Here is an 11,524-nt window from a genome sequence, read left to right on the forward strand (position 1 = left end):
GCGCTCCGCGCCGCTCACGCGACCACCCCCAGCCCCTCTCCCTCAGGGACATCCCTCACCCCCAGCCCCTCTCCCTCAGGGAGAGGGGAGTTGGGAATCGAGGTCGCGGCTAGAGGGATCCAAGACCTTGCCTCAAGCCCTGGCAGACCCCCAGTAAAAAGTCAAGATCTAGGGTCTCAAGGGTGTCGCTGAGCTTGTGGTAGTGGGGGTTGCGCAAGAAGGCGGTGTCGGTCACCATAACCGCGGGGTAGCCTACATCCCAAAAGGGGGAGTGGTCGCTAAGGCGGGTAAGCGGCAGGATCAAACCCCGCTGGCCGGCCGGCAACCAGCAACACGGGATCCCCGCCTGCTGAAAACTGTGCTGTAGCCTCAGCAGATCCCCCAGGGCGGGCCAGTTGCCAATCAGGCCAATGTAATCCCCCCGGTCAGGGTAGAGCCGCTCCAGGCCGGCGGGGTAGCGCTGGGATCCGGGCGTGGGATCGCGGTAGCCCAGCATCTCCAGAGAGAGCATCAGCCGCAGGGGTTGGCGCTGTTGTCTAAGAAAGCGCGCGTAGGCCTTGCTCCCCAGCAGGCCCCGCTCTTCTAGGTCAAAGGCCACTAGCCACAGGGAGGAAAGGGCGGGATGGGTGGCAAAATGGCGGGCCAGCTCCAGCAGCACCGCCACACCGCTGGCGTTGTCGTCGGCTCCAGGGGTGGCCGGGGCAGCGTCAAAATGAGCCCCGACCAGAACGGGCGGTCGGCGGGGATGGGATCCCGGCAATTTCAAGATCCAGTTGCGGTGCTGGCAGCCCCGAGCCTCGAAGGAGAAAGATTCTACAAGCCCATAGCGGGAAAGCTCCTCTTGGATGTAGCGCTCCACCTGGCTGTGGCCCAGGGGCGACCAGTCGGGATCCCGCGGCTGGGCCACCTGTCGCAGATGGGCTTCTAGGCGCTGCTGCAGGTCTTCGCTCCCTGCCTCCGGCATTAGTTTTCTACCTCAGAGTGGATGGCTTGGGCATGAACCTGGCGGGCCAGCTCCAGGGTGAAGTAGCGGTGGGATCCCGCCCTTCCCGCCAGCACCTGAAACGGCAACTCAGGCTCCCCCAGGTGATCCAGCACCAAGGCTGCTCCGGAAAAGTCTTGCTCCCGGGTGTAATCGTTAACCGTCACCACGGCGGGGATGCCCGCCTGCTGGGCCGAGCGCAGCCCGTTCTCAGAGTCCTCAAAGGCCAGGCACTCCTGGGGGCGCAGCCCCATCTGTTCCAGCGTGTAGAAGTAGATGTCGGGGGCGGGCTTTTTGGCGGGGACAATATCGCCGGCAGCGATCACCTCAAACCAGCTCAGGCTCTCCGGCAGGGTGTGCTCCAGAAGGGCCGTCACGTTTTCGGGCGTGGTGGTGGTGGCGATGGCCAGGCGGATCCCGGCGGCTCTGGCCTCCTGCAAGAGGCGCTTGACTCCGGGGCGCAAGGGGATCCCTCCTTGGGCCAGCAGAGCTGTGTAGTGGCGGGTCTTGGCCTGGTGCAGCCGGGCTATTAGGGCCGTCAGGTCTTCCCCGGCAGGCAGCGGCGGCTGACAGGTCTCGACGAAGTGGCGAATGCGCTCTTTGCCGCCCGTAATAGCCAGGAGCTGGCCGTAGAGCTCCACCGACCAGTGCCAGTCCAAGCCTGCCTCGGCAAAGGCGGCGTTAAAGGCCACGCGGTGCCCATCCCGCTCCGTATCCGCCAGCGTGCCATCCACGTCGAAAATCAAAGCTTGCAGTTCCATGCGCACCCCCCGTTCCCACCCCGCCAGCCTCCTGTCAACTGGGCAGGCGACCCTATGCTACCTCATGGTTTGGATGCTCTCAGCCAGGTTCCTGGGAAGGCCAACAAGATGAGAAAATGAGGCACCGGTTATCCAAGTCTCGCCATGAGCTTCGATTTTGACTTGATCATCATTGGTGCCGGCGTCGGCGGCCACGGCGCAGCGCTCCATGCCGTCGAATCCGGCCTCAAAACCGCCATCGTCGAAGGTGCGGAAATGGGCGGCACCTGTATCAACCGCGGCTGCATCCCCTCCAAGGCTCTGCTGGCCGCCTCCGGCCGCCTGCGGGAACTGCAACACAGCGCTGGGCTGGGCATCCAAGTGGGATCCGTCCAGGCTGACCGGGGGGCGATTGCCAATCACGCCACCCAGGTGGTGGAGAAGATCCGCGCCGACATGACTCGCTCCCTGGAGAAGCTGGGGGTAACAATCCTGCGAGGGCGGGGCAGGCTGGCGGGATCCCAAATGGTTGAAGTCCAGGAAGAGAAGGGATCTCGAACCTACACGGCGCGGGATGTGATTCTGGCCACGGGTTCCCGACCCTTTGTGCCGCCGGGGATCCAAGTAGATGGCCGCACGGTCTTTACCAGCGACGAGGCGGTGCGGTTGGAGTGGATCCCGGAGCGGCTGGCCATCATCGGCAGCGGCTACATTGGCCAGGAGTTTGCCGACGTCTACACGGCGCTGGGATCCCAGGTCATTCTCATCGAGGCCCTGGAGACCCTGATGCCGGCCTTTGACCCCGACATTGCCCGCCTGGCCCAGCGGGTGCTGATCAAACCCAGGCAAATCCAGACCTATGTGGGCGTGCTGGCCAAGCAGGTGATCCCTGGCCAGCCGGTGACGATCCACCTCTCTAATGGCGAGACACTGCAGGTGGATGGCTGCCTGGTGGCCGCCGGTCGGATCCCGGTCTCAGAAGGGCTGGGCCTGGCGGAGCTGGGGGTTATCACGGACAAGCGCGGCTTTGTACCCGTAGATAGCCGCATGGCCACCGAATTGCCCCACCTCTGGGCCATTGGTGATGTGACGGGCAAGCTGATGCTGGCCCACGCGGCAGCGGCCCAGGGGCGGGTGGCGGTGGAAAACATCTGTGGCCGCCCTGCTTACATGGATTACCTGAGCATCCCGGCGGCGGTGTTCACCCACCCGGAGATGGGCTTTGTGGGGCTAACCGAGCCCCAGGCCAAAGCCGAGGGCTACAGCGTGGGCACGGTGCGCACCTACTTTGGTGGCAACTCCAAGGCCATCGCCTCTGGCGAGACGGAGGGCATGGTCAAGCTGGTCTTCGATAAGGAGGCAGGGCTTTTGCTGGGATCCCACATTTTTGGGCCGCATGCTGCGGATCTCATCCACGAGGCGGCCCAGGCCATCGCCCGCCGCGCCACGGTGCAAGAGCTGGCCCGCCTGGTGCACGTTCACCCCACCCTGGCAGAGACGCTGGAGGAAGCCTACCGGCGAGCTGCCCACAGTTTGACCGCAGCCTAGCCGTGCCCTGCTGCCGACCGACACGGGCCGACTTGACGGCCAAAACCGGTCTAAAAACCTACAAAGACTCTTAGGATAGGGGGGAAGAGGTGGGAGGACGTGGCTTTGGCCAACGAAGCGGAGATCACCCAGGCGGTGCAAGCCCAGTACGAGGCGTTTCCCTACCCGCCCGTTCCCTACGACCGGCCCTTTGAGGGCTTTTCCAGTCTGGGCAGCTACATTCTGGCCCAATACGCCCGCACCCGCACCTTGCAAAAGCCCAGCGGGGCCAGGTTTTTGGTGGCCGGCTGCGGCACCGGCTGGGAGGTGCACGGCATTGCCGCCAGCAACCCCGGCTACGGCGCCGTGGTCGGGATCGACCTCAGCCGCCCGGCCCTGGAGATCGCCCAAAAACGGATCAAGTACCACGGCCTGCGCAACTGCTCAGTGCACTATGGGGATCTGATGGATCCCTCCACTTGGCCGGAGGGGAGCTTCGACATGATCAGCTCCTATGGGGTGATCCACCACACCGCCGATCCGGTCAAGGCTTTGAGAAACTTGGCCTCGCGCCTAGCTCCCGAGGGGGTAATGGCGCTGATGCTCTACAACCGTTCTGGCCGTTGGCACCTCTACCGCATTCGCCGCGCTCTGGAGCTGCTGGGGATTACTCCGCCGGCCACCCCGGAAAAGATCGAATTTGTGCGGCAATTGTTAAAGGCAGCCCATCCCAGTTCCATGCTGGCCCGGCATGCCAAGGCCCACGAGGAATACTACTTACCAGATGAGAACATCGTCGATAACTTCTTCCATGCCAACGACATTCCTTTTGACATCGGCGAGATCCCCGACCTTTTGGCCCAGGCGGGTCTGGAGTTTATCGATGTTGCCCCCTACTTGGACTATTGGAATGCCAAGCCCTTAATTGCCGCCACCCACCCGGAGTTCCACCGCCGCTACGAGGCCCTCGCCCGCATTGATCAACTGCGGGTCATCGAGTACTTGGAGCCCCTCTACCACACGCAAAATCTCTTTTGGTGCTGCCACCAGGGCAAGAAGGTGGCCAACTGGGATCCCTTCACAGCCGAGTTTTTCCGTAGCTCCCGTTGGCAGCTTAACCCCCTCTTTCTCCAGCACGGCCAGGTGCGCTACTGGGATCAAAAGATCCCCCTTTCGGATCTGCTGGGCAAGGTGGATCCGGCCCAGATTGTGACCCAAAAGATGGACATCTTCTGGCCCATTGCTCGGATCCCTGGCAAGATGATCGCCTCCAGCCGCCACCAGGTGGTGGAGCTGCTGCTGCCTCTGGCCAACCAAGCCCGCTCCGGCAGCGAGATTTTGGATCAGCACGCCGAGAGAGCCGAGCACGTCCTTCATCTGTTTCAACAGTGGGAAGCCGACCGCTTAGTTCTCCGAGTTGCTTCCTAACTCCCCAAAGGGAGTAGGGGAGAGGCTGTAGAATACAAGGCCGTTGTCGCCAGGAAGAAATAGCGATGCTCTTCAACAAGACTGCCCGTGGTCTGCTCCTTGCCGGCGCATTTGTCCTCAGCACTCCGTGGGTTGGCGGGGGGGTGAGGACAGAGGCCGCTTCCCACGACACCAATAGGGATCCCTCTGTCCCCATGGCTCACCTGATGAGCCTCGGCCCTGCAGATGAATCCTTTGATCTGCGCTTCCTCGACGCCATGATCCTCCATCATGAGGGAGCTGTGAGCATGGCTGAAGAAGCCCTGCAAAAATCCCGGCGGCGGGAAATTCGTCAATTGGCAGAGGCTATCTTGACGGCCCAAAGCCAAGAAATCGAGCAAATGCGGGCGTGGCGGCTGAGCTGGTACCCACAAGCTCCACAGGATCCCATGATGTGGCACGAGGAAATGGGGCACCTGATGGCCATGACCCCAGAAATGATCTCCCACATGCGCATGGATACAGACCTGGGATCCGCCGACCGAGAGTTTGACCGGCGATTTCTGCAGGCGATGATCCAGCACCACGAGGGGGCTTTGAGCATGGCCGGAGAGGCACTGAAGAAATCCAAGCGCCCCGAGATCCGTCAACTGGCAGAGGCGATTGCGGTTACCCAGCAGACGGAGATCCAGCAGATGCGCGCTTGGCAAAAGCAGTGGTATCCGCAGTAGGGTAGGGCTAGCTACAGGGATCCCTGCCCCATCCGTAGATCTATCCCAGAAGGCTGGACAGGACGGGGGCACCCTCTCAAGGGGTTCAAGCTCGTCACCATGCGGGGGGCGGAGACGGCTCTCTTGAGGGCTCTTCCGCCCCCCACTAAACTACAGGGCAAGTTCTAGACCCGATCTGGGCACTGTCTTCAATCAAGGCCGGGCTTTTTACAAGGATCGGAAGTAGCCTTCACCTCTTGGCGCAGAATGGCTTCAACCAGCTCGTCCAGAGCTTCTAGGTCGGATGGATCATAGCTTCTTTCCCAGAGGATTTGGTTAATGCTGGACTCCTGCTGTGGAGTTAGAATCGAGGATTTTAAAACTTCATCGAGGATCTCGGGAATGCTCATCTTAACCTCGCCATCTGAAGTCAGAATTTATAAACCTAGCCTATAGAATGCCGGAAGTGCCCTTGGATAGCCATCGCGAGGATCACGTATTTTGACGATCAAAATCCGGGGTGATCCATGCAAAGCTTTCGAGGAAATCGCCAATGGTAGTTTTACCGAGTTTGGCTATGGGTGCTGTCTAAATCTACGAGCTTCTCAGGATCTTCTCCGATAAGCGTGTCTAGCGATGAGGGCAGCTTGTGCCTCACAATCTAACCTATATATCTATATCTCTCTATAATCTCTCTATACTATCGACACTTCCTGGACACCTGCTGAAATCTCTCATTTGAGTTCTTAAAAGGCAAGCCTGCTGCAAACCCCAAAGCCCTCAACCTCCCCTTGGGAACTGGAGAGAACTTGGGCAGCCGGGGTCAGTGGTCTATAATCCTGCCAATCCTCCTATTGCCATAGTCGCCATGGCTGATGCTGCTCTTGTTGCCGAGGCTGCCCTGTTGACTGTACAAGGGCTACGGGTTTTCTTGCCCAGCCGCCCGGTTGGTCTTGGCAGGACAGAGGTGGTGGATGGGCTGTCTTTTCGGATAGGGATCGGCCAGACTCTGGGCCTGGTGGGGGAGTCGGGATCCGGCAAAACCATGACTGCCCTGACGCTGATCGATCTGTTGCCCAGCTCGGCCCGGGTGGAAGGCAAAATCCTCTTCAGGGGCCCCAACGGCACGGTGGACTGGCTGCGGTTGGATCCCCAGGAACGGCGGCGCTACCGCGGAGCCCAGATCGCCATGATCTTCCAAGAGCCGAGCACCGCCCTCAACCCCCTCTACACCTGTGGCCAGCAATTGCAGGAAACCCTGCGGGCCAACACCTCCCTAACCCCGACGGAGATCCGCGCCCAAGCCGTCCGCCTGTTTGAGGAGGTGCAGCTTTCTCCCCAGATGCTGGAGCGCTACCCCCATCAGCTCTCTGGCGGCCAAATCCAACGGGCGGCTATTGCCTGTGCCATCGCCTCCAACCCCAAACTGTTGATTGCCGATGAGCCGACCACCGCTCTGGATGTAACGGTACAAGCCGAGATCTTGCGCCTGCTCCGGGATCTGCAACAGCAGCGGCAGATGGCGATCCTCTTCATCACCCACGACCTCAATTTGGTGGCGGAATTGGCAGATCAGGTGGTGGTGATGTGCCGCGGCCAAGCTGTGGAACAAGGATCGGTGGAGCAGATCTTTGGCAATCCCCAGCACCCCTACACCCGCGGCCTGCTGGCCTGCCGCCCGGTGTTGGAGCGGCGGTTGCGGCGACTGCCCACCGTCCAGGATTTTCAGGAGAAGGGGGGATCCCTCGAGGAGCGGTGGCAGCAACTGGAGATCCCAGCCGCCGAAGAGGAAGAACGGCTGCGCCGGATAGGCAGCCAGCCCCCTCTGTTGCAGGTGCGGGATCTGCGCACCCACTATGCCGTCCGTCGCGGGCCATTGGGCCGCCAGGTGGGCGAGATCCGGGCTGTGGACGGGATCAGCTTCGACCTGTATCCGGGGGAAACCCTGGGGGTGGTGGGAGAGTCCGGCTGCGGCAAAACCACCCTGGGGCGAACCCTGCTGCGCCTGATCCGCGCCAGCTCCGGCCAGGTAATCTACAACGGGGAGGATTGGCTCCGCCTGCCGCCTCAACGCTTACGCCGCCGCCGCCGCGAGATTCAGCTTATCTTTCAGGATCCGGCGGCTGCCTTGGACCCGCGCATGAGTGTGGGAGCCAGCGTCATGGAGCCGATGGCGCTGCACGGGATTGGGAGAAACGCCGCCGAGCGCCGGGCACGAGCCCAACGCCTGTTTGAACGAGTTGGGTTGGATCCCGAGGCGCTGGATCGGCTGCCCCACCAATTTTCGGGAGGACAGCGGCAGCGGATCTGTATTGCCCGCGCCCTGGCCTCAGAGCCGCGCCTGGTCGTCTGCGATGAGGCGGTGTCTTCCCTGGATGTCTCCGTGCAGGCCCAGGTGCTGAACTTGCTCAAGGATCTGCAGGAGGAACTGGGGCTGACCTACCTGTTCATCTCCCACGACTTGAGTGTGGTCAAGTTCATGAGCGACCGCATCCTGGTCATGAACCGAGGCCGCATCGAAGAAATCGGCCCTGCTTTCCAGATCTACCGGCAGCCGCAGCAGGACTACACCCGCCGCCTTATCGCCGCCATTCCCAAAGGGGATCCGAAAAAGCGTGGTGCCCGCCAAGCCGGATGAAGGGTTTCCCCTGGAGCCGCACCCACGCACCTCCCGGCCAGATTTGCAATGAGGCTAGAATTAAGTAAACTTTGAGTCGTAAAGCTTTGGACTCCTTGTTAGCTGATTTAACAAAACGTTTTATCCGCAGTGTGGGCTGCAACCGGCTATGGCTCGCATACTCATCATTGAGGACGACCCTTCGATTCTGGATATTCTGCGTATCAATCTGGAGTTGGCGGGCTACGAGGTCGTGAAGGCCACCGATGGGGTACGCGGACAAGCACTGGCTCTGCAGGTTCTCCCGGATCTCATCATTCTCGACCTGATGCTGCCCCAGGTGGATGGCCTGACGGTTTGCCAGCGCTTGCGGCGGGAGGAGCGCACCAGCGAGATCCCGATCCTGATGCTCACCGCCCTTGGCCAAACCCAAGATAAGATCGAAGGCTTCAATGCCGGTGCCGACGACTACCTAACCAAGCCTTTTGAGGTGCAGGAGCTGCTGGTGCGGGTGCGGGCCCTGTTGCGTCGCTCGGATCGGATCCCACAGGCGGCCAAGCACGGCGAGATCCTCACCTATGGCCCTCTCACGCTGGTGCCGGAGCGGTTTGAGGCGCTGTGGTTCGGCAAAACCATCAAGCTCACCCACCTGGAGTTTGATCTGCTCCACTGCCTGATGCAGCGACATGGCCAGACGGTTTCCCCCAGCGAAATCCTGCAGGAGGTGTGGGGCTACGAGCCTGACGACGACATCGAGACCATCCGCGTCCATATCCGCCACCTGCGCACCAAGCTGGAGCCGGATCCGCGCCACCCCCAGTACATCAAGACCGTCTATGGGGCGGGCTACTGTCTGGAGCTGCCCAACATCGCCGATCCCGGCCCACCGCAGCCAGAACTGGCGAAAGAGTCCCTCAAGTAATGCTTGAGGATGTTGCTCACACAACTGCTAATCTAGGGGATGCCCTGCTGCGGATTGCGGTCTGAGGTTTATGTCTGGTGCAATTCAGTATCTGATGTGCCCACCCGACCATTACGAGGTGGACTACGTGATCAATCCCTGGATGGTGGGAAATGTCCACCGCTCTTCGCGAGAACGGGCGCTGCAGCAGTGGCAGGCTCTCTATCGGCATCTCTCGCAGCGGGCGGAGGTGAAACTGATCCAGCCGGTGCCAGGATGGCCGGATATGGTCTTTACGGCGAATGCTGGGCTCATCCTCGGATCCACGGTGGTGCTGAGCCGTTTTTATCACCCGGAGCGGCAGGGGGAACAGCCCTATTTCAAGGCCTGGTTTGAGGAACAGGGCTACACCGTCCATGAGCTGCCGCCGGCCCTGGCTTTTGAGGGGGCGGGAGATGCTCTGCTGGATCGGGCAGGGCGCTGGCTGTGGGCGGGCTATGGCTTTCGCTCCATGCTGGAGTCCCATCCTTACCTGGCCAAGTGGCTGGGGATCGAGGTGTTGTCTTTGCGGCTGGTGGACGAGCGGTTTTACCATCTGGACACCTGCTTTTGCCCTCTCTCCGAGGGCTATTTGCTCTACTACCCGCCGGCCTTCGATGCCTATTCCAACCGCCTGATCGAGATGCGGGTGCCCCCCGAAAAGCGGATCCCGGTTCAGGAAGCGGATGCCGTTCACTTTGCCTGCAACGCCGTGGATGTGAACGGCACGATCCTGGTGAACCGGGTCAGCCCAGAGCTGGAAGCCACCCTACAGGAGCGGGGCTTTACGGTGGTGCAGACGGAGCTGACGGAGTTCCTCAAGGCTGGCGGGGCGGCCAAGTGTCTGACGCTGCGCCTGGACGAGACGGTGGCTCCGCAAAGCGAGCCGGTAGCCACGGTGCTCAGCCGGACGGTGACCCTGGAGGGACACTTGGTGGACAGCGACCTGCTCACCCGCGCCGTCGATTGCATTGTGGACAATGGCGGCAGCTTCCAGATCCTCAAGTTTCAGCTTGGGGAAAAGCGGCAGAGCACTTCCAGAGTAGAGCTGGCCGTTTCGGCTCCCACCGAGGAGGCGCTGGATACCATTCTCAGCGCCTTGATCGAGCGGGGGGGGCGCCTGTCGGACGAGACCTTGCAGGATGCCCGCCTGGAACGGGTGGAGAAGGCGGGGGTGGCTCCCGACGATTTTTATGTCACCACCATCTACCCGACACAGGTGCGGGTGGCCGGCCAGTGGATCCCGGTGCAGCGGCAGCGCATGGATGGGGTGATCGTGGTCAAGGGCTCCACAGCCTATTGCACCCTGATTCGCGATCTGCAGGTGGGGGATGCGGTGGTCTGCGGGGTGGAAGGGATCCGCACCGTGCGCCAGGCCAGCAAAGAGCGCTCTTCCCAGGAGTTTACCTTTATGGGATCGGGGGTCTCCAGCGAGCGGCGGGTGGAGCTTCTGGTGGAGCAGATCGCCTGGGAGCTGCGGCAGATCAAAGAGCGGGGCGGCAAAACGGTGGTGGTGGCAGGGCCGGTGGTCATTCACACCGGCGGCGGCTCCCATTTGGCTACCCTCATCCGCGAGGGCTATGTACAGGCCCTGTTGGGGGGCAATGCCATTGCCGTTCACGACCTGGAGCAAAATCTCTACGGCACCTCGCTGGGGGTGGATCTGTCGCGGGGCACCCCGGTCAAGGGCGGCCATAAGCATCACCTCAAAACCATTAACCTCATCCGCAAGTACGGCAGCATTCGGGCCGCCGTGGAAGCGGGCGTGATTACCGGCGGGGTGTTCTACGAGTGCATTCGCGCCCAGGTGCCTTTCTCGCTGGCCGGATCCATCCGCGACGATGGGCCGCTGCCGGATACGGAGATGGATCTGATCAAGGCCCAAGAGGATTACGCACGGCTGCTACAGGGGGCCGACATGGTGCTGATGCTCTCCAGCATGTTGCACTCGATCGGGGCCGGGAACATGACGCCTGCCGGGGTCAAGTTGATCTGTGTGGACATCAACCCGGCGGTGGTGACCAAGCTGGCGGATCGGGGATCCCTGGAGTCGGTGGGGATCGTCACCGATGTTGGCCTGTTCTTGAGCCTGCTGGTGCAGCAGTTGGCCCGTCTGGGACAGGTGTACAAGCGACCAGAACCCGCCCTTGCCGCCCGCTAGCCACCCCATCCCCAATGGCTGCTACCCTGTAGGTGTCTTTGCCGAAGTTTCAATTGGCCTTGGTTAATTTCAATGAGGAGACCCTATGCCGCTGCCTCCGGATGCTGGAGCTTGGTGGTGGGTATTGTTGGCCTCTGTAGCGGCTTGTATTCCTCTATTCTTTCCGGGGTTTTGGCTGACCAACTTTTATTCCAACCTGTTCAAAGCCTGGTTTGGACACGCCTTTGCCGAGGGGTTGGGACTGGGGGGCCTGTTTCTCACGATAGTGCTGAGTGTTCTCTATCCTCTGGGATTCTTTTGGGGATACTTGGCGATGTTGCCGCTGCGTTCTTTGGGATCCTGGGTGTGGGGAGTGGGGATCCTGGTGGCCGGCCTGTGGACGCTGTTGGTGTTTGCTCTGTTGTACTTTGACGCTCTGGATCAGGCGCGTCGATTGTAGG

At 61.4% G+C, this 11,524-nt stretch carries 10 protein-coding genes; 7 read left to right on the top strand and 3 right to left on the bottom strand.

Going from position 1 to position 11,524, the window contains the following annotated elements; translation table 11 throughout:
• Window positions 1-109: 109 nt before the first annotated feature.
• Both NW844_RS04220 and NW844_RS04225 read right to left on the bottom strand, forming a co-directional pair.
• Window positions 110-964 carry a M28 family peptidase gene (locus NW844_RS04220; RefSeq protein WP_414333764.1) on the bottom strand — a complete coding sequence of 285 codons (855 nt, stop codon included), beginning with the start codon at window positions 962-964 and terminating at the stop codon, window positions 110-112.
• The gene (locus NW844_RS04225; RefSeq protein ID WP_414333766.1) at window positions 964-1,743 is read right to left on the bottom strand and encodes an HAD family hydrolase; all 780 of its coding nucleotides are present in this window, start codon (window positions 1,741-1,743) and stop codon (window positions 964-966) included. Before NW844_RS04225 ends, NW844_RS04220 begins: the two co-directional genes overlap by 1 nt.
• A gap of 144 nt (window positions 1,744-1,887) precedes the next feature.
• Here NW844_RS04225 and lpdA point away from each other — a divergent pair, with 144 nt between their 5' ends.
• The 3 genes from lpdA to NW844_RS04240 all read left to right on the top strand — a co-directional run bounded on the left by lpdA (window position 1,888) and on the right by NW844_RS04240 (window position 5,387).
• A complete protein-coding gene (gene lpdA, locus NW844_RS04230) occupies window positions 1,888-3,270 on the top strand; it encodes a dihydrolipoyl dehydrogenase (RefSeq protein WP_414333768.1) in 1,383 nt (460 codons plus the stop codon).
• 99 nt (window positions 3,271-3,369) lie between these two features.
• Entirely contained in the window at window positions 3,370-4,677 is a 1,308-nt protein-coding gene (locus tag NW844_RS04235) for a class I SAM-dependent methyltransferase (RefSeq protein ID WP_414333770.1), read from the top strand.
• Between the two features lie 65 nt (window positions 4,678-4,742).
• Window positions 4,743-5,387 (top strand): DUF305 domain-containing protein, encoded by a 645-nt coding sequence (locus NW844_RS04240; RefSeq protein ID WP_414333772.1) that lies wholly within the window; start codon window positions 4,743-4,745, stop codon window positions 5,385-5,387.
• A gap of 188 nt (window positions 5,388-5,575) precedes the next feature.
• On the opposite strand, the gene NW844_RS04245 is transcribed toward NW844_RS04240, so the two are convergent.
• The gene (locus NW844_RS04245) at window positions 5,576-5,776 is read right to left on the bottom strand and encodes a hypothetical protein (RefSeq protein WP_414333773.1); all 201 of its coding nucleotides are present in this window, start codon (window positions 5,774-5,776) and stop codon (window positions 5,576-5,578) included.
• A gap of 458 nt (window positions 5,777-6,234) precedes the next feature.
• On the opposite strand from NW844_RS04245, the gene NW844_RS04250 reads away from it, so the two are divergent.
• The 4 genes from NW844_RS04250 to NW844_RS04265 all read left to right on the top strand — a co-directional run bounded on the left by NW844_RS04250 (window position 6,235) and on the right by NW844_RS04265 (window position 11,523).
• Window positions 6,235-8,004, top strand: coding sequence for a dipeptide ABC transporter ATP-binding protein (locus tag NW844_RS04250; protein WP_414333775.1), 1,770 nt, complete (start codon window positions 6,235-6,237; stop codon window positions 8,002-8,004).
• Between the two features lie 148 nt (window positions 8,005-8,152).
• Complete coding sequence (locus NW844_RS04255) at window positions 8,153-8,905, top strand: response regulator transcription factor (RefSeq protein WP_414333777.1); 753 nt, start codon at window positions 8,153-8,155, stop codon at window positions 8,903-8,905.
• Between the two features lie 70 nt (window positions 8,906-8,975).
• On the top strand, window positions 8,976-11,084 hold the full coding sequence (locus tag NW844_RS04260) for a TIGR00300 family protein (RefSeq protein ID WP_414333779.1): 2,109 nt from the start codon (window positions 8,976-8,978) through the stop codon (window positions 11,082-11,084).
• 85 nt (window positions 11,085-11,169) lie between these two features.
• Window positions 11,170-11,523: a hypothetical protein gene (locus NW844_RS04265; protein ID WP_414333781.1), complete on the top strand. Its 354-nt coding sequence runs from the start codon at window positions 11,170-11,172 to the stop codon at window positions 11,521-11,523.
• Window position 11,524 lies beyond the last annotated feature (1 nt).

Source organism: Synechococcus sp. H55.2, assembly GCF_047462495.1.
GTDB lineage: Bacteria > Cyanobacteriota > Cyanobacteriia > Thermostichales > Thermostichaceae > Thermostichus.